Raw genomic sequence first — 20,380 nt, forward strand, 5'->3', positions numbered from 1 at the left:
GCTAAGGTGTGTCATCGTACCGAAACAAGCCGAAAGCCTTCAGATTTGACCGACGAGACCATGCTCGCCGAACCCACCGGCGGCGAGCCAGCCGGCATTGCCACCATCTCGATCGTCGACGAGATGAAGTCGAGCTATCTCGACTATGCGATGAGCGTGATCGTCGCGCGCGCGCTCCCCGACGTCCGCGACGGCCTGAAACCCGTTCATCGCCGCATCCTTTATGGCGCGCACGAGAGCGGCTTCGTCGCGGGCAAGCCCTATCGCAAGTCGGCGCGTATCGTCGGTGACGTGATGGGTAAATATCACCCGCACGGCGACAGCTCGATCTACGACGCCTTGGCCCGCATGACCCAGGACTGGTCGATGCGCGTGCCGCTGATCGATGGTCAGGGCAACTTCGGCTCGATGGATCCCGATCCGCCCGCAGCGATGCGCTACACCGAGGCCCGCCTCGGCAAGGTCGCCAACGCGCTGCTCGGCGATCTCGACAAGGATACGGTCGACTTCACGCCCAACTATGACGGGTCGGAGCGCGAGCCGTCGGTGCTGCCGGCGCGCTTCCCCAATTTGCTCGTCAATGGCGCCGGCGGCATCGCGGTCGGCATGGCGACCAACATCCCGCCGCACAATCTCGGCGAAGTGATCGCCGCGTGCCTCGCCTACATGGACAATGGCGCGATCACGACCGAGGAACTGTTCGAGATCGTCCCCGGTCCCGATTTCCCGACCGGCGCGATCATCCTCGGCCGTGCGGGCGCCAAGTCCGCCTACGAGACCGGCCGCGGCTCGATCATCGTCCGTTCGCGCCACGTCGTCGAAGAGGGCAAGGGTGATCGCCGTTCGATCGTCCTGACCGAAATCCCGTTCCAGACCGGCAAGAACGGCCTGGTCGAGAAGATCGCCGAAGCCGCCAAGGACAAGCGCATCGAGGGCGTCAGCGACATTCGCGACGAATCGAGCCGCATGGGCGTGCGCATCGTCATCGACCTGAAGCGCGACGCGACCCCTGACGTCGTGCTCAACCAGCTCTGGCGGCACACGCCTGCGCAGTCGAGCTTCCCCGCCAACATGCTCGCGATCCGCGGCGGCCGCCCCGAGCTGCTGAACCTGCGCGACATCATCGGCGCGTTCATCACCTTCCGCGAGCAGGTCATCACCCGCCGCTCGAAGTTCGAGCTCGCCAAGGCCCGCGAGCGCGCGCACCTGTTGCTCGGCCTCGTCATCGCGGTCACCAATCTCGACGAAGTCGTCCGCATCATCCGCGGATCGTCGAGCCCCGCCGAAGCACGCGGCAAGCTGCTCGCGCGCGAATGGCCGGTCGCAGAGATCGCGCCGTACATCGCGCTCGTCGAGGCGGTCGAGGACAAGCAGCAGGAAGGCATCTACAAGCTGTCCGAGCCGCAGGTCCGCGCGATCCTCGACCTCCGTCTCCACCGCCTCACCGCGCTGGGCCGCGACGAGATCGGCGACGAACTGAAGACGCTCGCGGCCTCGATCGCCGAGCTGCTCCACATCCTCGCCGATCGCGCCAAGCTGTACGAAGTGATGCGCGGCGAGCTGATCGCGATCCGCGACGAATTCGCCACGCCGCGCCGCTCCGAGATCGCCGCCGCCGCCAACGGCATCGACGACGAGGATCTGATCGAGCGCGAGGACATGGTCGTCACCGTGACCATGCAGGGCTATATCAAGCGCACCAGCCTCGACACGTTCCGCGCACAGGCACGCGGCGGCAAGGGCCGCGCGGGCATGTCGACCAAGGACGAAGACGTCGTCACCGAGCTGTTCGTCACGTCGACGCACACGCCGGTGCTGTTCTTCTCGAACCTCGGCAAGGTCTATCGCTACAAGGTCTGGCGCCTGCCCGAGGGTGGCCCAGCCACGCGTGGCCGGCCGATGATCAACCTGTTACCGCTGGCGCCGGGCGAGACGATCTCGACCGTGCTCCCGTTGCCCGAGGATCTGAGCGAGTGGAGCCGTCTGCACGTGATGTTCGCGACGCAGCGCGGGCTGGTGCGCCGCAACGCGATGGACGCGTTCACCAACGTGCCGTCGAACGGCAAGATCGCGATGCGTTTCGAAGAAGGCTCCGAGGACAAGCTGATCGGCGTCGCGCTGCTCACCGAGCATGACGATGTCCTGCTCGCGACGCGGCTCGGAAAAGCGATCCGCTTTGCCGGCGACGACGTCCGCGAGTTCCAGAGCCGCACCTCGACCGGCGTGCGCGGCGTGACGCTGAAGGGCGACGACGAGGTCATCTCGCTGTCAGTCCTCCACCGTGTCGGCGCGACGCCCGAAGAGCGCGAGACGTACCTGAAGTTCGCCCCCTGGAAGGGCGAGCGCGAGGGCGATCACGGAATGGGCGACGAGCGCTACAATGATCTCAAGGACCGCGAACAGTTCATCCTGACGGTCTGCGAGAACGGCTATGGCAAGCTGTCGAGCGCGTACGACTATCGTCGCACGGGGCGTGGTGGTCAGGGTATCACCAACATCGACAATATCGGCCGTAACGGTCCGGTCGTGGCGAGCTTTGCCGCCGCCAAGGGCCATCAGCTGATGCTGGTGACCAACCAGGCCAAGCTGATCCGCACAACGCTCGCGTCGCTGCGCGTCATCAGCCGTAATTCGGCTGGCGTGAAGCTGTTCGACGTGGCCAAGGGCGAGCATGTGGTCTCGGCCGCGCGGATCGAGGAGACCGAGGAAGACGCCGAAGTGAACCTGGCCGACGCAACGCCAGAGCTGGCGCCCGATACCGGCGCGACGATCGGCGAGGACACGGCGGCGGGCGATCCGACCGAAGGCCAGGGGGACGGCGAATGAGCCGCGACCCTATCGCCTACAAGGTGCTGACGGGCGAGCAGCTGGCGTCGCTGGAAAGCGGCAGCTTCGCCGGCGCGCCGGTCGATCTGGCGGATGGGTATATCCATCTCTCGACCGCGGCGCAGTTGACCGAGACGGTCGACAAGCATTTCGCCGGCCAGTCCGACCTGTACGTCGCCGCAGTCGATCTTGAAGCGATCGGCGACGACGTGACGTGGGAAGAGTCGCGCGGCGGCCAGCTCTTCCCGCACATCTATAACGGCCCGCTCCTGCTCGAGACGGTGCTGTCCTACGGCCCGCTCGAACGCGACGATGCCGGCCAGGTTAAGCTGCCCGTAGCCGGCTGAAGCCCTGACCATCCTTCCCCGCCCGGGGGAGGTGGCAGGCAGAGCCTGACGGAGGGGGCGGCAACGACGACCGTCGTTTATCCGCCCCCGCTACCCGATCACGCCGCCAGATCGCGCATCAACGGTGCATGCCGGTCGACCAGCACCGCGCTCGCCTGGTTCAGCCCGACGACCTCGACCACCGCACCATGCCGCCGCAACTTGGCGACCACATCGTCGAGCACGCCGACCGCGGTCACATCCCAGAGATGCGCGCCCGTCAGGTCGATCCGCACATGCTTGGCCTCCTCACGCAGGTCGAACCGGTCCGCGAAGATATCCGCGCTGGCAAAGAACACCTGCCCCGTCACGCTGTAGATGCGCGTATCGCTCGCCGCATCGTAATCGACCACGACATCCATCATCCGCGTGACCTTCCACGCGAAGAACACACCGCTCAGCAGCACGCCGACCCCGACGCCGAGCGACAGATCGTGGGTCGCGACGGTGACAACGACGGTCGCCAGCATCACGACGCTCGACACCTTGGGATGTCGCACCAGATCGCGCAGCGATCCCCAGGAAAAGGTGCTGATCGACACCATGATCATGATCGCAACCAACGCCGCGACCGGCACCTGTGCGACCCAGGGACGCAACGGCACCATCACCACGAGCAGGAACACGCCCGCGACCATCGTCGACAGCCGTCCGGTGCCGCCATAGCGGACATTGCCGACCGTCTGGCCGATCATCCCGCACCCGGCGATCCCGCCGAACGCGCCCGCGGCGATGTTGGCAAGCCCGAGCCCGGTGCATTCGCGCGCCTTCGAGCTGCGCGTCTCGGTCATCTCGTCGACGACATTGGCGGTCATCATCGATTCGAGCAGCCCAACCGCCGCCATCGCAAGCGCATAGGGGGCGACGATGCGCAGCGTATCCCAGCTGAGCGGCACATCGGGCAAGCCGAACGACGGCAGCGAATCGGGCAGCCGCCCGAGATCGCCGACCGTCTTCAGCGGCATTGGAAACCACATCGCGATTGCGGTCAGCACGACGATGCAGATCAGCGGCGACGGAATCGCACTCGAGATCCGCGGCACGAGGTAGATTATCGCAAGCCCGCCCGCGATCATCGCATAGGCCTGCCAGCTGACCCCCACCATCTGCGGCACCTGCGCCGAGAAGATCAGGATCGCGAGCGCGTTGACGAAGCCCGCATGGACCGAGCGCGAGACGAAGCGCATCAGCACATCGAGCTTGGCGAGCCCGAACGCGATCTGCAGCATGCCCGCGAGGATAGTCGCGACGAGGAGATATTGAAGTCCGTGCGCATGAACGAGCGCGGCGGCGACCAGCGCGACCGACCCCGCCGCGCCGGAGATCATCGCGGGGCGCCCGCCCGCAAAGGCGATGACGATGCCGATCACGAACGAAGCGAACAGGCCAACTTCGGGATCGATGCCGGCGACGAAGGAAAAGGCGATCACCTCGGGGATCAGCGCGAAGGTGCCGACCATGCCGGCGAGAATGTCACGCCGCGCGGCCGTCGGGCCGCTATACCACTCGGCGCAGTAACGAGAAAAAGCAGAAATTGTCATGGATGTGTCCGCATAGGACGCACGAACCGCGGCGACGCTTTCGGTCGCGGGTGTTCACAATGGCGTCGTTGCGTTGTCCGGCGGATCGGCGGCCGGAATAGCCACCCGGAATTGCACCGGGTCCAAGCGAATGCGGGCCTGCTAGCGGATACGGTGCTGCATTGCAACACGGTCTGCCACTCTTCCTCCACAACCCCGTCATCCTGACGAAAGTCAGGATCCAGAGTTACTGAAGTTCACCGTTCGTGGCTCTGGATCCCGACTTTCGTCAGGATGACGGAGGGTCAAGCCCGTCGAAAATCACGTAAACAGGTCCACCACCTCGGCCCCCTCGCCCACCGCCTGCAACAGCAGGGTCCGGTGGCAATGGCAGGGGTCGCGCTCGTAACACAGCAGCGCGCTCGGCTTCTCCGCTGCGAGCGCGAGCATGATCGCCGCCTGTGCCTGCGCCTCGGGCAGTTCGAGTTGTTCGTCATACACCGCGGTCAGCGTCGCGACGTCACCCTTCTTGGCCGCATCGCGCCCGCGCTTCGGCGTCCCCAGCGCTTTCAGATGCGCATAATCGATCCCGGCTTCGCGCAACGACGCCGCAAGCGACGTCTTCGAGAAGCCCGGCCGACGCGACAGCGGCAGCGCGCGGACGTCGATCACCCGCTCGACCCCGGCCTGCGTCAGCGCCGCGAGAAAGTCCGTCATCGTGGTGGCTTCATAGCCGATCGTGAAGATCTTCATGACGACGAAGTGGGATTGGACCGCTGACACGGCAAGCGTCCGGCGCTATCTGGCGGGAATGACCCACGACATCCATGTTATCGGCGGCGGACTCGCCGGATCCGAAGCCGCCTGGCAGCTCGCCGAAGCCGGCCTCAAGGTCCGCCTCTCCGAAATGCGCGGCAGCGGCGAAGCCACGCCCGCGCACCAGACCGACGGCCTCGCCGAACTCGTCTGCTCGAACAGTTTTAGATCCGACGATGCGGAGAGCAACGCGGTCGGCCTGCTCCATCAGGAACTCCGCACGCTCGGCTCGCTGATCATGCGTCAGGCCGATATCCACCGCGTCCCCGCCGGCTCCGCGCTCGCGGTCGACCGCGACAATTTCTCGAACAGCGTGACGGAGGCGATCGACCAGCATCCGAACATCACGCTCGTCCGCGAACGTATCGACGCGCTGCCCGACGGCCCGACGATCATCGCCACCGGCCCTCTCACCGCCGCCTCGCTCGCGGCCGGGATCGGCGCCGAGACCGGCCGCGAGGCGCTCGCCTTTTTCGATGCGCTGGCGCCGATCGTCCACCGCGACTCGATCGACATGGAGACGGCTTGGTTCGCCTCGCGCTGGGACAAGGGCGAGGGCAAGGACTACATCAACTGCCCGATGGACAAGGACCAGTATCTCGCCTTCCATCAGGGCCTGGTCGACGGCGAGAAAACGCCGTTCAAGGACTGGGAGAAGGACACGCCCTATTTCGACGGCTGCATGCCGATCGAGGTGATGGCGGAGCGCGGCGTCGACACGCTGCGCTACGGGCCGATGAAGCCCGTCGGGCTCGACAATCCCAAGACCGGGCGCTGGCCGCACGCCGTCGTCCAGCTGCGCCAGGACAATGCGCAGGGCACGCTGTGGAACATCGTCGGCTTCCAGACCAAGCTGAAGCATGCCGATCAGGTCCGGCTGTTCCGCACGATCCCCGGCCTGCAGAATGCGGAGTTCGCGCGGCTGGGTGGTCTGCACCGCAACACCTTCATCCGATCGCCCGAGCTGCTCGACGCGACGCTGAGGCTGAAATCGCGGCCGAACATCCGCTTCGCCGGGCAGATCACGGGCTGCGAGGGCTATATCGAAAGCTGCGGCATCGGCCTGCTCGCGGGCCGGTTCGCCGCCGCCGAACTGACCGGCCAGACGCTGACGCCGCCGCCCTTTGCGACCGCACTCGGCGCTCTGCTCGGCCACATCACCGGTGGGGCCGAGGCCGAGACCTATCAGCCGATGAACGTCAATTTCGGGCTGTTCCCGCCGATTCCCGGCCGCACCAAGAAGACCGATCGCAAGCGGATGTATACCGATCGCGGCCGCGCGGCGCTGGCGGCGTGGCTCAACTCTCCTCAGACGACGGCGGAACCGGCGGACAGGCAGCCCGAGACGACGGCTTCCGCCTGACCGCGGTGGTGGCAAATTCGGGCGCGGTCATCGCGCCCGATTTGTCCGCATCCGCACCGGCGAACTTGGTTGTCGCCTTGACCGCCCATTCGTCGAACGACAGCCGCCCGTCACCATCGACGTCGAGCTTCGTATAGGCCTTCCGCCGCGCGACCAGATATTCGTCGCGCGTCACCGCGCCGTCGCGATCCTTGTCATACCGCTGAAATCGCCGCTGTTCGCGCGTTGCATCGGTTGCGCGCGGCGCCGTGGGCGGCAAGGGGTCGGTCCCGCCGTCCGCCTGGGTCTGGGTCTGCGCCTGCGCGGTCGGTTGTGGCGCCAGCACTGGCCCGGATCGCACCTTGCCGCCAAAGCCCAGTATTGCCGCACCGATCAGCGCGATCAGCGCCGCGCCGCCCGTCAGGTATCGCCACATCCCCGGTCTCCCCCACCCCCGGACGTCCCTGTCCAGGCGCAAGGCTAGTCCCGCAGCGCGCCGATCTCAAACGAACCGGTCAGTATCCGACCAGTCTGTGCAGCAGCAGACGGCCGACCCGCTTCGGGCTGCCGGCCGGTTGCTCCGGCGCCGCAAGATCGGCCCGCGCCAGCAGTGCGAGTGCGCCGAGCGATCGTGCGCGTCGTGGCCAGCGGCCGTGGAGCGCCGTATCGAGCCGCCCGCGCGCCATCGCGGCCACGCCTGCCGCGCGTTGCGGATCCGACAGCCGCAGCGACAGATCTGCCAGTGCCCATCCCTCGCCCGCCGCCGCGATGCGATCGTCCGACACCGCCAGCAAACATGCCGCCGCCGCGAACAGCTGCCCGCCACGCAGGCGGGCAAAGCGTTCGACCGCTGCATCGTCGAGCGGCGTTTCGAGCAGCGCCTCCCACCCCTCGGCGATCGTCGCGAGCGTGGCGCCGCCGACCTGCGGCACGACATGGCGTGCGAGCGCCTGCAACACGGGCTCGGCCGGCGGCGGCGCCGTATCGAGCCGGCCGAGCGCCTCATACCACCAGGTCAGCCGCATCTGCCCGACGATCGGCTCGCGCGTCGTCTTGAGGATCGTGCCGAGCGCCGTGTCGAGCGCGAACAGCGCCTCGAGCCCGGGCCGGGTCGAGGCCGGCGCATAGCTCAGGGCAAGCGCGCGCTCGGGATTGGGTAAGTTGGCAGGATCGACCATCGCGCTGCCATAGCTGCGAACGCGTCGCAGGGCACGCCCCCCGCTCACGTTAACCATATCTCTTGAGCCGGGCTTACCGGATTGCCGGGCATGGGTGCGCGATCAAGATCCAGTGGGACATTCATGGCCAAGACGATTGCCCCGAAATTTGCAGCGCTGACGTTCCTCGCGCGTCTGCGGCGGAACGTCAAAGGCAACACGTTGGTGATCGTCGCCTTCGCGATCATGCCGCTGCTGGCGATGGTCGGGTCCGGGCTGGACATGTCACGCGCCTATGTCGCGCGTGACCGGCTGCAGCAGGCCTGCGACGCGGGCTCGCTGGCGGCGCGGCGCCTGCTGGCGGGCCCGACGCTGACGAGCGACGTCGAAACCGAAGCCAGAAACTATTTTAACTTCAACTTCCCCAGCGGGGCCTTCGACACGACCCCGTTCACTCCCGTGGTCACCGTTCCCGCCGTTGGTACCGTCCGGATCACCGCGACGACCGCGATACCGACCACCGTGATGAAAATCTTCGGGTTCAACACCTTACCCCTGTCGATCACCTGCGCGGCGACGCAGGATTTCGTCGGCACGGACGTCGTGCTCGTCCTCGACATGTCGGGATCGATGAACTGCCCGACGAGCCGTCCCAATGACGCCTGCGGCGAGATCGAACAATCAGGATCGAAAATGCAGGCGCTGCGCGACGCGTCCGAGTCCCTCTACGACACCCTGGAGTCAGCGCAGAACCAGCTGCACAACAACAACCTCAGGCTTCGCTATGGCTTTGTACCCTATAATGCGACGGTCAATGTCGGCAGGCTCGTCTATGCCAAGGATGCGAGCTATATCCGCAACAGCGCACCCTATCAGACGCGGGCCCGGACCGGCGGACCTGTCTACAGCTCGCTGAACTGGTGCAACGCGTATGACGGCAGCTATTCAAGCTATTGGGGGGTCTGCTCGAACTACTGGACCTACCAGCAGGCGACGCTGAACACCGCGACGTTCAAGACGGGCGCATCGGTACCGACGCCTGGCGGATCGCCCAGTACGGCGACATCGAAATGGGCCGGATGCATCGAGGAGCGCCAGACCAACAACACGACGATCGACGGCGGATCGCTGACGACGGCACCGTCGGACGCGTGGGACCTCGACATCAACCGGTTGCCGAACTCGGACGCCAGCCGTTGGGCGCCGTGGTGGCCCGAGACGGAATTCGATCCCGACCGGCGCGCCATCTATACCGACCCGAAATACTGCGCCAGCGAGGCCAGCCGCCTGAAGGAATATTACGGCGACAAGGCTGGCTTCATGAAATACCTTAATGATCTGCAACCGCTTGGCGGCACCTATCATGATATCGGCATGATATGGGGCGCCCGGTTTATCTCGTCGGACGGCATCTTCGCATCGGCAACGCCCGAAACGAACAATCAGAGCGATCCCGACAATCCGAGAAAGCTTCGCGGCTTCTCGGTCAGGAAGTTCATGATCTTCATGACCGACGGCGACCTGTCGCCATACCTGGACGTCTATACGACCTATGGCGCGGAGGAGCGCGACAAGCGCGTGCTGGGAACGACGACGGGTAATACCACCCAGCTCGCCGCAGCGCAGCTGTCGCGCCATCTCCAGCGATTTCGCATGGCCTGCAATGCTGCCAGGGCGCAGGGTATCCAGCTGTACGTCATTGCGTTTTCGACCACGCTGACCAACGACATGCGGGATTGCGCGACACAGCCTTCCATGGCGTCAGGCATCACCACCTCCGCCGCGCTCATCCAGAAGTTCAAGGAAATCGGTACCAAGGTTGGATCGCTACGGGTGAGCCAGTGATCGCGCGATTAGCACCGGCAAGGCGGCGCATTGCGGCAGATGTCGCGGGCGCAACGATCGTCGAATTCGCCCTGATCGTACCGTTACTGATCGGGTTGCTGATGATGATCCTGGAGGTCGGGTATCAGAATTATGTCGAGGCCATGGTACAGGGCGCGCTCGCAAAGGCATCACGGCTGACCACGGTCGGCAACACGACCGCGGCCAACGTGAGCGCAACGATCAAGGCCGAAGTCCGCGCCGTCGTCCCGGCAGAATATGTCACCGTGTCGACGCGCCGCTATTACAACTTCTCGAATGTCGGCAAGCCCGAGAAGATCACGTCGGACACGGACCCGCGCGGCACGTTCAATCTCGGGGACTGTTTCGAAGATGCGAACAACAATGGCATTTACGACGCAACGCCGGGCGATGACGGTGTCGGTAGCGCGGACGACGTCATCTTCTACACAGCGACGGTGAGATACCCCAATCTGACGCCGGTCGGACCGCTGATGGGCTGGACGCGCACCCGGACAGTTACGGAAACGACGCTGGTACGTAACCAGCCCTTCACCTCGCGTGCGGCACCGACGGTCGTATGTACCAAGCCATGACGAGGACGGACCGCACCGCAAGGCCAGGGGTTCTCGCGGACACGCGCGGACTCGCGATGATCGAATTTGCGATCGTTGCGCCGTTCCTTTTGACGCTGGGCCTCGCCGGCGCCGAACTGACGCACATGTCGATTGCCAAGATGCGCGTCAACCAGATCGCCACGACTGCGTCCGACAACGTCGCCCGCGTGCGGGACTCGATCAACGAGGCCGATGTCAACGAGGTCCTGCTCAGCCCGAAGTTGCTAGGGACCGATATCGACTTTGCCGATAACGGCCGCGTCGTGATCTCGAGCGTCGAACCCAATGGTCAGACTGGCACGAAGGCGGGGCAGTGGATCCGCTGGCAGCGGTGCACGGGGGCGCTGAACACCAGTGCCTCGCAGCCGGCTTATGGCCTGCAGGACAAGGGCAAGGCCGATGCAAGCCTGCAATATATGGGACTGGCCAGTCGCAAGATTGCGGCGGCCCCCGGAACCGCGCTGATCTTCATCGAGGTGACCTACAAATATCAGCCGCTCGTCTCGCAGCGATTTTTCGGCGCTCCGGTCCTGCGCGCCGAAGCGGTGTACAATGTGCGAGAACGCAACGATCAGACTTTAGCCGCCGTTGCGGGAGTAACGCCGAGCTTGTGCTCGACCTACGCAGCATGATCGCTCCGACCGGTGCACCCGGTCGGAGCGATCAGCAACAGCTCACTGATTACCGGTACGTCACCTTCTTCGCCGCATCGACGACCTTGGCGACATCGACCAGCATCAGCTTTTCGAGGTTCGCCGCATAGGGCATCGGCACGTCTTCGTTGGTCACGCGCAGCACTGGCGCGTCGAGGTCGTCGAAGCCGTGCTCCATCACCACCGACACGATCTCGGACGCGATCGAGCAGGTTGCCCAGTTTTCCTCGACGATGATCATGCGGTTGGTCTTGGCGAGGCTTTTCAGCATCGTGTCGGTGTCGAGCGGGCGCAGCGTGCGCAGGTCGATGACCTCCGCGTCGATCCCCTCCTCGGCGAGCTTCTCGGCGGCTTCGAGGCTGATGCCCACACCGATCGAGTAGCTGACGATCGTCACGTCCTTGCCCTCGCGTACGATGCGCGCCTTGCCGATCGGCAGGACGTGGTCGTCGAGCTTGGGGACGTCGAAGCTGCGGCCGTACATCAGCTCGTTCTCGAGGAACACGACCGGATCGTCGGTACGGATCGCCGCCTTCAGCAGGCCCTTGGCATCCGCAGCATCATAGGGCGCGATCACGATCAGGCCGGGGACGCTCGCATACCAGGCCGCGAAGTTGTGCGAATGCTGCGCACCCACGCGCGACGCGGCACCGTTGGGACCGCGGAACACGATCGGGCAACGCATCTGGCCGCCCGACATGTAGTTGGTCTTGGCCGCCGAGTTGATGATGTGATCGATCGCCTGCAACGCGAAGTTGAAGGTCATGAACTCGACGATCGGGCGGAGGCCACCCATCGCCGCGCCTGCACCGATGCCGGCAAAGCCGTATTCGGTGATCGGCGTGTCGATCACGCGACGCTCGCCGAACTCGTCGAGCAGCCCCTGCGTGACCTTGTACGCGCCCTGATACTGCGCGACTTCCTCGCCCATCACGAAGACGCGGTCGTCCTCGCGCATTTCCTCGGCCATCGCATCGCGCAGCGCCTCGCGCACGGTCGTCTTGACCATCTCGGTGCCTTCCGGAATCGCGGGGTCCGCCTTGCCGACCTTCTCGGCCGACGCGACGAGCTGCTGCGTACCGCTCTCCGCCTTGGCGGGCGACGCGCCTTCGGGCACCGGCGGCGCCTTGTCGTCGGACGGCGTTTCCTTCGGCGCGGCGTTGGCAGCTTCGCCCGCGCGCGTTTCGGTCGGCGCGCTGTCGGCGCTTTCGCCCTCTTCGAGCAGCGTCGCGATGACGGTGCCGACCTTCACATTATCGGTACCTTCGGCGACCATGATCTTGCCGATCGTGCCTTCGTCGACCGCCTCGAACTCCATCGTCGCCTTGTCGGTCTCGATCTCGGCCATGATGTCGCCGGACTTGACGCTATCGCCTTCCTTGACGAGCCACTTCGCGAGCGTACCCTCTTCCATCGTTGGGGAGAGCGCGGGCATCTTGATCTCGATCGCCATCAGTACGACTCCACCAGAACGTCGGTGTAGAGCTCGGCGACATCCGGTTCGGGGGTCTGCTCGGCGAAATCGGCGGCTTCGTTCACGGTCTTCCTGATCTCTTGTTCGATGGACTTCAGGTCCGCCTCGGTCACGCCCTGCTCGTCGAGCAGCTTCTTGATGTGATCGATCGGGTCGGACTTGTCGCGGACCGCCTGGACCTCGTCACGCGTACGGTATTTTGCCGGATCGGACATCGAGTGGCCACGATAGCGATAGGTCTTCATTTCGAGGATGACCGGGCCCTTGCCCGCGCGGACCCAGGCGATCGCCTCTTCGGCGGCCCCGCGGCACGCCAGCACGTCCATGCCGTCGACCTGGATGCCGGGAATGCGGAACGATTCGCCGCGGCGATAAAGCTGGTCCTCGGCCGAGGCGCGATTGACGCTCGTGCCCATGGCGTACTGGTTGTTCTCGATCACGAAGATGATCGGGAGCTTCCACAGCTCGGCCATGTTGAAGCTCTCATACACCTGGCCCTGGTTCGCGGCGCCGTCGCCGAAATAGGCCATGCAGATGCCGCCGTCGTTCGAATATTTATGCTTGAACGCGAGGCCGGTGCCCAGCGACACCTGAGCACCGACGATGCCGTGCCCGCCGTAAAATTTATGCTCGGTCGAGAACATGTGCATCGACCCGCCCTTGCCCTTCGAGATGCCCGAGCCGCGCCCGGTCAGCTCGGCCATGATAACCTTCGGGTCGATCCCGTAGGCGAGCATGTGGCCGTGGTCGCGATAGCCGGTGATGACCGAATCGGTCTCGCCGTCGAGCGCGGACTGCAGGCCGACTGCGACGGCTTCCTGGCCGATGTACAGGTGGCAGAAGCCGCCGATCAGGCCGAGACCGTAAAGCTGGCCCGCCTTTTCCTCGAAACGCCGGATCAGCAGCATCTGCTTGTAGAAGGCGAGCAGCTCGTCCTTGCTGGCCTCATAGGGCTTGGGTTCGGCCGGCCGTTCACGGTTGGTGATCGGGGGCTCGGCGATTGCACGTGCTGGGGGGGCTTTGGCCACGATGTGGGAAACCTCGTTTTCCGTAGGGGAGTTGCCGCAGCCTATAGGCGCGGACGGGGCCGAACATCAATTCCCGTCTGGGGTATGCGATTTTGCGACTGTCCCGCGAACCTCGATCCGTCGCGCCCGACACGCGGGCTGTGGCCCCCGCCCCTATCCCCGCCCCAAGCAAAGCTCCGGTTGCCCTTCCCGCGCCCGACCCCCTAAAGCCCGGGACAATGAACCCGACGATCGACCCGCATCAGCATCCCTTCCGGATCGCCAATTTTCGCGCCTATTGGCTGTCGCGGTTCGCCGGCACGATCGCGGTGAGCGCGATGTCGATCGTCATCGGCTGGCAGGTCTACAACCTGGCGCGCGAAACGATGGACATCCGCCAGGCGGCGTTCATGCTCGGGATGATCGGCTTTGCGCAGTTCGTGCCGCTGTTCCTGCTGACCCCGATCACCGGGCTCGTCGCGGACAGCTTCGACCGGCGCTGGATCGTCCGCGGCACGACCACGCTGCTGGTGCTCACCGCCGCGACGCTCTGGCTGCTGACATGGTCCGGCCATCTCACGCTCGGCGCGCTGTTCGCCGCCGCGGTCGCCTTCGGCGTCGCGCGCGCCTTTTCCGGCCCGGCTTATTCGGCGCTCGCGCCCAATCTCGTGCCCCGGGCTGTGCTCCCCACCGCGATCGCGATCAGTTCGATCGCGTGGCAGGTCGGAACGATCGCAGGCCCGAGCGTCGGCGGGCTGCTCTACGCGATCCATCCCGAGGTCGCGTACGGCGTGGCGACGCTGCTCTTCCTCGTCGCGCTGGTGTTCATGTTCCTGATCGGCCCGGTGGCACAGCCCGCCGCGCAGACCGACCATCGCCCCCTCGCGCGGATCATCGAGGGCTTTACCTATGTCCGCCGCAACCGGCTCGTGCTCGCGACAATCACGCTCGACCTGTTCGCGGTTTTGCTGGCGGGAGCCACGTCGCTGCTGCCCGTCTATGCCCGCGATATTTTGCATGTCGGGTCGCAAGGGCTCGGCGTGCTTGCCGCGGGCATGGGGATCGGTGCCGCGGTCACCGCGATCTGGTTCTCGATTCGACCGATGTCGCGCAATGTCGGGGTCAAGATGCTGATCGCGGTGATCGTGTTCGGTATCGCGATCCTCACCTTCGGGGTCGCGACGCCGATCGTCGAGCTGATCGGGCTCACCCCCGGCACGATTGCGGGGTTCCCCATCCACCCCGCCTTCGTCCTCAGCCTCGTCGCGCTGATCGTCGCGGGCGGTGCGGACATGATCTCGGTCTATGTCCGCCAGTCGCTGATCCAACTGCACACGCCCGACGTGATGCGCGGCCGCGTCAGCGCGGTGTCGCAGCTGACGATCTCGGCCTCGAACGAGCTCGGCGAATTCGAAAGCGGGGTGATGGCGTCGCTGCTCGGCCCCGTCGGCGCAGTGGTGTTCGGCGGGGTTGGTGCTATTGCCGTCACGATCGGCTGGGCGCGCCTGTTCCCGGAACTCGGGGCGGCGAAGACCTTTGATCCCCCCGAGATCCTAGAGACCGAACCACAGCACGGAGAAGCCAAGCCATGAAAGCCTCCTCGATCCTGGACACGATCGGCAACACGCCGCATGTCCGCCTGTCGAAGCTCTTCCCCGATTCCGAAGTCTGGGTGAAATCCGAACGGTCGAATCCTGGCGGTTCGATCAAGGACCGTATTGCGCTGGCGATGATCGAGGCCGCCGAAAAGGCCGGCGACCTCAAGCCCGGCGGCACGATCATCGAACCGACCAGCGGCAACACCGGCGTCGGCCTGGCAATGGTGGCAGCGGTCAAGGGCTACAAGTTGATCCTCGTGATGCCCGAGAGCATGAGCGTCGAACGTCGGCGTCTGATGCTCGCTTATGGTGCGACCTTCGACCTGACCCCGCGCGAGAAGGGCATGAAGGGCGCGATCGAACGCGCGCGCGAGCGCGTCGCCGAAACGCCCGGCGCCTGGATGCCGCAGCAGTTCGAAAATCCTGCGAACATCGACGTGCATGTCCGTACAACAGCACAGGAAATCCTCCAGGATTTCCGGGATACGCCGATCGACGTGATCATCACGGGCGTAGGCACCGGCGGCCACATCACGGGCGTCGCCGAGGCGCTGAAGGCGCACTGGCCCGAGTTGAAGGTCTATGCGGTCGAGCCCGCCGCCTCGCCCGTGATCGCCGGTGGCCAGCCGGGCCCGCATCCGATCCAGGGCATCGGCGCAGGCTTCATCCCCGCCAATCTCCACACCCAGGCGATCGACGGCGTGATCGAGGTCGATGCCGCGGTCGCCAAGGACATGGCACGCCGATCGGCGGCCGAAGAGGGCATGCTGGTCGGGATCAGTTCGGGCGCGACGCTGGCCGCGATCCTGCAGAAGCTCCCTGATCTTCCCGACGACGTCCGCGTCCTCGGCTTCAACTATGATACCGGCGAGCGCTATCTGTCCGTGCCGGACTTCCTTCCGGAGCAGTGACGACGATGACCGATGCGCGTGGCGCCGTTTATCTGCGCGTGTCGGTACTCGCGATCGCGGCCGCGGCGATCGTCGGACCGACGCTCGTCGTGACCAATCCTCCGGCGCTGCCCCACCCGGCGCGCGCTGCGATGCCGAAACAGCGCGTTGTGCCCCAGGCCGAGCTGCCCCCCGTCGAGCCGGTCCGGTTCGTCGACCTCGCGCCCGAGGATGCGCGGGCGTTCAACGCCACGGTGCCGTTCTCGACCGATCCGAACCCCGCTGCACGGCCGTTCCGCTTCGCCGGTACCGCAGACGACCTCGCACGCGCGACCGACTGCCTCGCGGCGGGAACGCTGTACGAGGCGGGGGACGACACGGTTGGCGAGCGCGCCGTCGCGCAGGTCGTGCTGAACCGCCTGCGTCATCCCGCCTTTCCGAAGACCGTCTGCGGGGTCGTATTCGAGGGCGAGACGCGTGCGACGGGTTGCCAGTTCAGCTTCAGCTGCGACGGCGCGCTGCTCCGCTGGAAGCCCTCCGACGACGCCTGGCGCCGGGCGCGCAGCGTCGCGACCGCCGCATTGTCAGGCAATGTCTATCGACCGGTCGGCTATGCCACGCATTACCACACCGACTGGGTCGTCCCCTATTGGCAGTCGAGCCTCGACAAGATCGTCGCGGTCGGGTCACACCTGTTCTTCCGCTGGTCGGGCTGGTGGGGCACGCCCCCAGCCTTCCGGCGCGCGCCCGAGCAGGGCGAACCGGTCATCGCGCAGCTCGCGCCTATTTCGGACGCGCACCGCACCGCCGCCGCGCTGTCAGAGGCTGATGCCGCGATTGCCGAAGCATCCGCCGCGCTCGGCTTTGTTTTGGGCGATGACGCGGTCGCCGGTGACGGCGCGAACGCCGCCTCGACGCCTTTCGCGACGGCCGAGGGCGATACGGTGCTGATGACCTTCTCGCCGGGCGTGCTCCCCAACGCCTACCCGACGCTCGCGACGATCGCCTGCGGCGACCGTGCCTTTTGTCGGTTCATGGCATGGGCCGACAAAACCAAGGCCGCAACGTCCACGCCGCTGACGCCGGTGCAGAGCGCGGCAATCACGTTCAGCTACCTGCGCGATCGCTCGGCTGATTACGAAAAGGCGTTGTGGAACTGCCAGCAGGTCCGCCGGCCCGATCCGTCGCAGTGCATGCGCGCGCGACAGACGCTGCGCGCGGCCCCCGCGGCGGCGGACAAGGCTGCGCCCCAAGCAGATGCGCCACAGGAGCTCGACGGTGTGCGGCGCAAGACGCCCGGCACGCCAGCGGCGGCAGCACCCCCGGCGTTGAAGCCGGACGTCAGGAAAGCACCACAAGCGACCGAGATGTAACGAAAAGAACGGCGCACTAGTTACACACAACAGTCAGATCCAAAAGAAAAGGCCGCGTCCACCCTTCGGTAGACGCGGCCTTTTCCGCTTCAGATCGCGTGGGCGATCAGTAGCGATAGTGATCCGGCTTGAACGGGCCCTCGACGGGCACGCCGATGTAACCGGCCTGCTTCGGGGTAAGCTGCGACAGCTTCACGCCCAGCTTCTCGAGATGCAGCGCTGCGACCTTCTCGTCGAGATGCTTCGGCAGGACATAGACTTCGTTCTTGTAGTTCTCGCCCTTGGTCCAGAGCTCGATCTGCGCGAGCGTCTGGTTGGTGAACGAGGCCGACATCACGAACGACGGATGGCCGGTGGCGCAACCCAGGTTCACGAGGCGACCCTTCGCCAGGATGATGATCTGCTTGCCGTCCGGGAACTTCACCAGATCGGTGCCGGGCTTCACTTCGGTCCAGTCATAGTTCGACAGCGCGGCGATCTGGATCTCCGAGTCGAAGTGACCGATGTTGCAGACGATCGACATCGGCTTCATCGCCTTCATGTGATCGGCGGTGATGACGTCGGCATTGCCGGTCGCGGTGCAGAAGATGTCCGCACGCTTCACGGCGTCTTCCATCGTCACGACCTCGAAGCCCTCCATCGCCGCCTGCAGTGCGCAGATCGGATCGACTTCGGTGACCATCACGCGTGCGCCGCCGTTGCGGAGCGACTGCGCCGAACCCTTGCCGACGTCACCGAAACCGGCGACGCAGGCGACCTTGCCGGCGAGCATGACGTCGGTCGCGCGACGGATCGCGTCGACCAGCGATTCCTTGCAGCCGTAAAGGTTGTCGAACTTCGACTTGGTGACCGAGTCGTTGACGTTGATCGCGGGGAACGGCAGCTCGCCCTTCTTGGCGATCTCGTACAGCCGGTGAACGCCGGTCGTGGTCTCTTCCGAGACGCCCTTCAGGTTCTTCACGGTCTCGGTCAGATAGCCGGGGTTCTTTGCGACATACGCCTTGAGCGCACGCTGCATCTCGACCTCTTCCTCATTCTCGGGCTCGGGCATCGTGTGGCCGGCTTCGAGCTTCGCACCCCAGAGTGCGAACATCGTCGCGTCGCCACCGTCATCAAGGATGATGTTGGCGGTCTGGCCCTCGACGTCGCGATCCCACGAGAAGATGTCGCCGACATAGTTCCAGTAGTCGGCGAGCGTCTCGCCCTTGATCGCGAACACCGGCACGCCCGACGCGGCAATCGCGGCGGCGGCATGGTCCTGCGTCGAGAAAATGTTGCACGTCGCCCAGCGGACGTCGGCGCCGAGCGCGGTCAGCGTCTCGATCAGAACCGCGGTCTGGATCGTCATGTGCAGCGAACCGGTGATGCGCGCGCCCTTGAGCGGCTGCGCGGCGCCGAATTCCTCGCGAAGCGACATCAGGCCCGGCATTTCGGTTTCGGCGATGTTGATCTCGGCGCGGCCGAAATCGGCAAGGCTGATGTCGGCGACGACGTAATCGGTCTTGCCGTCCGTCTTCTGGGGCGCGAGCGTGGTGGCCACGAGGATATCTCCTGGAAATCTTTGATCGGCGAGCCTCATGCCCGTGCCGGATGCAGGGCCGCATAGAGGAACGGGCCGCCCAAATCAAATATAAAGATATCTTTATATGACGCCCGGAACGGTCCTCGCCGCGCTAGAATGTCATCTTGACCCGCCGATACGCGCGGCGACCGTCAGGCCGTACCGGTATCCGCCACCAGCAGCCGCGGGTCGACGCCGGCCCGCTCGAACGCCCTGCTCCAGCGCTCGTCCGCGTTGGTGTCGAACACCAGATCGGCAGCGCCGGCGACGTTGAACCAGCCGGGACGCGCCAGTTCGCCCTCGATCTGCCCGCTGTCCCATCCCGCATAGCCGAGCGCGACGACCCATTGCGACGGCCCCTTCCCCTCCGCGATCGCGCGGAGCACGTCGATCGTGCTCGACAAGGCCCAGAGCCCTGCGACCTCGATCGTGTCCTGCCCGCCCCAGTCGCACGAATGGATGACGAAGCCGCGGCGGGGTTCGACCGGCCCGCCGAAATGCACCGGGGCATTGGGCGCGTCACCGGGTGCGATCTCGAACTGTTCGAGCAGGTCATGAAAGCCAAGACCGTCCACGGTGGCGCCGAGACCAATCCCGAGCGCGCCGTTCTCATCATGACTGCACATTGCGATGACCGCGCGGGCGAACCGCGGATCGCTCATCCCCGGCATCGCCAGGAGGAGTTGCCCGGAAAGAAAAGCCGTCTTGTCCATGCCCTAGACCATAGCGTCGCGACGGCCCCGCCGCCACGCTTGAAATCGCGCGCCTCCCATACGAGGTACCGTCCGCCCGGGACGATCTCGCGGCGACAGGAGAATTTCCATGACGATCAGCGTCGGCGACCGGCTTCCCAACACCACTCTCGTCAAGGCCACCGCGGACGGCCCCGATCAGGTCGAGTCCGAGACCTTCTTCGCAGGCCGCAGGGTCGCGCTCTTCGCCGTACCTGGCGCCTTCACGCCGACCTGCTCCGCCAAGCACCTGCCGGGCTTCGTCGAAAAGGAAGCCGCGCTGAAGGCCAAGGGCATCGACGAGGTCGCCTGCACATCGGTCAATGACGCGTTCGTGATGGATGCATGGGGCAAGTCGGCCGGTGCCGGCGACATTACGCTGCTCGCGGACGGCAATGGCGATTTCGCCAAGGCGGTCGGCCTGACGATGGACGGCTCGGGTTTCGGCATGGGCACGCGCAGCCAGCGTTATTCGATGATCGTCAATGACGGCGTCGTCGAGCAGCTGAACGTCGAGGCCCCCGGTGAGTTCAAGGTGAGCTCTGCCGAGCATCTGCTCAGCGAGATCTGATTGCGACGCGCGC

Annotated in this window: 18 protein-coding genes and 1 other annotated feature; of the genes, 10 read left to right on the forward strand and 8 right to left on the reverse strand. The window is 65.5% G+C overall.

What is annotated here, in order from left to right:
• Positions 1-45 precede the first annotated feature (45 nt).
• Together gyrA and IFT71_RS03675 are read left to right on the forward strand one after the other, a co-directional pair.
• Entirely contained in the window at positions 46-2,826 is a 2,781-nt protein-coding gene (gene gyrA / locus IFT71_RS03670) for a DNA gyrase subunit A (RefSeq protein WP_107933066.1), read from the forward strand.
• The gene (locus IFT71_RS03675; RefSeq protein WP_192139134.1) at positions 2,823-3,173 is read left to right on the forward strand and encodes a DUF952 domain-containing protein; all 351 of its coding nucleotides are present in this window, start codon (positions 2,823-2,825) and stop codon (positions 3,171-3,173) included. Before gyrA ends, IFT71_RS03675 begins: the two co-directional genes overlap by 4 nt.
• 98 nt (positions 3,174-3,271) lie before the next feature.
• Here the strand turns inward: IFT71_RS03675 and IFT71_RS03680 are convergent, their stop codons facing one another.
• Together IFT71_RS03680 and IFT71_RS03685 are read right to left on the reverse strand one after the other, a co-directional pair.
• Complete coding sequence (locus IFT71_RS03680; RefSeq protein WP_192139135.1) at positions 3,272-4,753, reverse strand: SulP family inorganic anion transporter; 1,482 nt, start codon at positions 4,751-4,753, stop codon at positions 3,272-3,274.
• 71 nt (positions 4,754-4,824) lie between these two features.
• Positions 4,825-4,880, reverse strand: a sequence feature (sul1 is cis-regulatory element that is thought to sense ions involved in sulfur or methionine metabolism; They are found in Alphaproteobacteria).
• Positions 4,881-5,053: 173 nt separating this feature from the next.
• Complete coding sequence (locus IFT71_RS03685; protein ID WP_192139136.1) at positions 5,054-5,485, reverse strand: DUF488 domain-containing protein; 432 nt, start codon at positions 5,483-5,485, stop codon at positions 5,054-5,056.
• 58 nt (positions 5,486-5,543) lie between these two features.
• On the opposite strand from IFT71_RS03685, the gene trmFO reads away from it, so the two are divergent.
• Positions 5,544-6,911: a methylenetetrahydrofolate--tRNA-(uracil(54)-C(5))-methyltransferase (FADH(2)-oxidizing) TrmFO gene (gene trmFO / locus IFT71_RS03690; RefSeq protein WP_192139274.1), complete on the forward strand. Its 1,368-nt coding sequence runs from the start codon at positions 5,544-5,546 to the stop codon at positions 6,909-6,911.
• Here the strand turns inward: trmFO and IFT71_RS03695 are convergent.
• Positions 6,847-7,326: an EF-hand domain-containing protein gene (locus tag IFT71_RS03695; protein ID WP_192139137.1), complete on the reverse strand. Its 480-nt coding sequence runs from the start codon at positions 7,324-7,326 to the stop codon at positions 6,847-6,849. The two genes, trmFO and IFT71_RS03695, sit on opposite strands and share 65 nt — an antisense overlap.
• Positions 7,327-7,405: 79 nt before the next feature.
• Entirely contained in the window at positions 7,406-8,116 is a 711-nt protein-coding gene (locus IFT71_RS03700; protein WP_342212585.1) for a squalene/phytoene synthase family protein, read from the reverse strand.
• Between the two features lie 75 nt (positions 8,117-8,191).
• On the opposite strand from IFT71_RS03700, the gene IFT71_RS03705 reads away from it, so the two are divergent.
• From IFT71_RS03705 to IFT71_RS03715, 3 genes are read left to right on the forward strand one after another with little or no spacing between them, the layout of a single operon-like run.
• Entirely contained in the window at positions 8,192-9,892 is a 1,701-nt protein-coding gene (locus IFT71_RS03705; protein ID WP_183935691.1) for a TadE/TadG family type IV pilus assembly protein, read from the forward strand.
• Positions 9,889-10,488: a TadE/TadG family type IV pilus assembly protein gene (locus IFT71_RS03710; RefSeq protein ID WP_166747885.1), complete on the forward strand. Its 600-nt coding sequence runs from the start codon at positions 9,889-9,891 to the stop codon at positions 10,486-10,488. Before IFT71_RS03705 ends, IFT71_RS03710 begins: the two co-directional genes overlap by 4 nt.
• Before the next feature lie 56 nt (positions 10,489-10,544).
• Positions 10,545-11,141, forward strand: a complete 597-nt coding sequence (locus IFT71_RS03715; RefSeq protein ID WP_192139138.1) for a TadE/TadG family type IV pilus assembly protein — start codon at positions 10,545-10,547, stop codon at positions 11,139-11,141.
• Positions 11,142-11,190: 49 nt separating this feature from the next.
• Here IFT71_RS03715 and IFT71_RS03720 read toward each other — a convergent pair whose 3' ends face one another.
• Together IFT71_RS03720 and pdhA are read right to left on the reverse strand one after the other, a co-directional pair.
• Positions 11,191-12,615 carry a pyruvate dehydrogenase complex E1 component subunit beta gene (locus tag IFT71_RS03720; RefSeq protein ID WP_192139139.1) on the reverse strand — a complete coding sequence of 475 codons (1,425 nt, stop codon included), beginning with the start codon at positions 12,613-12,615 and terminating at the stop codon, positions 11,191-11,193.
• A complete protein-coding gene (gene pdhA / locus IFT71_RS03725) occupies positions 12,615-13,664 on the reverse strand; it encodes a pyruvate dehydrogenase (acetyl-transferring) E1 component subunit alpha (protein ID WP_031394777.1) in 1,050 nt (349 codons plus the stop codon). Before pdhA ends, IFT71_RS03720 begins: the two co-directional genes overlap by 1 nt.
• A gap of 218 nt (positions 13,665-13,882) precedes the next feature.
• On the opposite strand from pdhA, the gene IFT71_RS03730 reads away from it, so the two are divergent.
• Genes IFT71_RS03730 through IFT71_RS03740 form a run of 3 tightly spaced genes read left to right on the forward strand, consistent with a single transcriptional unit; the run spans position 13,883 to position 17,504 of the window.
• Positions 13,883-15,235 (forward strand): MFS transporter, encoded by a 1,353-nt coding sequence (locus IFT71_RS03730; RefSeq protein WP_192070465.1) that lies wholly within the window; start codon positions 13,883-13,885, stop codon positions 15,233-15,235.
• Entirely contained in the window at positions 15,232-16,152 is a 921-nt protein-coding gene (gene cysK / locus IFT71_RS03735) for a cysteine synthase A (RefSeq protein WP_031394778.1), read from the forward strand. The genes IFT71_RS03730 and cysK overlap by 4 nt, the downstream gene beginning before the upstream one ends.
• Before the next feature lie 5 nt (positions 16,153-16,157).
• A complete protein-coding gene (locus tag IFT71_RS03740) occupies positions 16,158-17,504 on the forward strand; it encodes a cell wall hydrolase (RefSeq protein WP_192139140.1) in 1,347 nt (448 codons plus the stop codon).
• Between the two features lie 106 nt (positions 17,505-17,610).
• Here IFT71_RS03740 and ahcY read toward each other — a convergent pair whose 3' ends face one another.
• Together ahcY and IFT71_RS03750 are read right to left on the reverse strand one after the other, a co-directional pair.
• Positions 17,611-19,044, reverse strand: a complete 1,434-nt coding sequence (gene ahcY, locus IFT71_RS03745; RefSeq protein ID WP_037530116.1) for an adenosylhomocysteinase — start codon at positions 19,042-19,044, stop codon at positions 17,611-17,613.
• Positions 19,045-19,217: 173 nt separating this feature from the next.
• Positions 19,218-19,778 (reverse strand): YqgE/AlgH family protein, encoded by a 561-nt coding sequence (locus IFT71_RS03750; protein WP_056407654.1) that lies wholly within the window; start codon positions 19,776-19,778, stop codon positions 19,218-19,220.
• 109 nt (positions 19,779-19,887) lie between these two features.
• Here IFT71_RS03750 and IFT71_RS03755 point away from each other — a divergent pair, with 109 nt between their 5' ends.
• Positions 19,888-20,367, forward strand: a complete 480-nt coding sequence (locus IFT71_RS03755; protein WP_031394784.1) for a peroxiredoxin — start codon at positions 19,888-19,890, stop codon at positions 20,365-20,367.
• The last annotated feature ends 13 nt before the right edge of the window (positions 20,368-20,380 follow it).

Source organism: Sphingomonas sp. CFBP 13733 (assembly GCF_014841795.1).
Taxonomy (GTDB): Bacteria; Pseudomonadota; Alphaproteobacteria; order Sphingomonadales; family Sphingomonadaceae; genus Sphingomonas; species Sphingomonas aerolata.

Excerpts from the sequence above, each read along its gene's own strand:
- IFT71_RS03755 (WP_031394784.1), top strand. The coding sequence starts at position 19,888 with ATGACGATCAGCGTCGGCGACCGGCTTCCCAACACCACTCTCGTCAAG.
- IFT71_RS03715 (WP_192139138.1), top strand. The coding sequence starts at position 10,545 with ATGATCGAATTTGCGATCGTTGCGCCGTTCCTTTTGACGCTGGGCCTC.
- IFT71_RS03680 (WP_192139135.1), bottom strand. The coding sequence starts at position 4,753 with ATGACAATTTCTGCTTTTTCTCGTTACTGCGCCGAGTGGTATAGCGGC.
- IFT71_RS03705 (WP_183935691.1), top strand. The coding sequence starts at position 8,192 with ATGGCCAAGACGATTGCCCCGAAATTTGCAGCGCTGACGTTCCTCGCG.
- trmFO (WP_192139274.1), top strand. The coding sequence starts at position 5,544 with ATGACCCACGACATCCATGTTATCGGCGGCGGACTCGCCGGATCCGAA.
- IFT71_RS03685 (WP_192139136.1), bottom strand. The coding sequence starts at position 5,485 with ATGAAGATCTTCACGATCGGCTATGAAGCCACCACGATGACGGACTTT.
- IFT71_RS03675 (WP_192139134.1), top strand. The coding sequence starts at position 2,823 with ATGAGCCGCGACCCTATCGCCTACAAGGTGCTGACGGGCGAGCAGCTG.
- cysK (WP_031394778.1), top strand. The coding sequence starts at position 15,232 with ATGAAAGCCTCCTCGATCCTGGACACGATCGGCAACACGCCGCATGTC.
- IFT71_RS03740 (WP_192139140.1), top strand. The coding sequence starts at position 16,158 with ATGACCGATGCGCGTGGCGCCGTTTATCTGCGCGTGTCGGTACTCGCG.
- IFT71_RS03730 (WP_192070465.1), top strand. The coding sequence starts at position 13,883 with ATGAACCCGACGATCGACCCGCATCAGCATCCCTTCCGGATCGCCAAT.
- IFT71_RS03750 (WP_056407654.1), bottom strand. The coding sequence starts at position 19,778 with ATGGACAAGACGGCTTTTCTTTCCGGGCAACTCCTCCTGGCGATGCCG.
- IFT71_RS03720 (WP_192139139.1), bottom strand. The coding sequence starts at position 12,615 with ATGGCGATCGAGATCAAGATGCCCGCGCTCTCCCCAACGATGGAAGAG.
- IFT71_RS03695 (WP_192139137.1), bottom strand. The coding sequence starts at position 7,326 with ATGTGGCGATACCTGACGGGCGGCGCGGCGCTGATCGCGCTGATCGGT.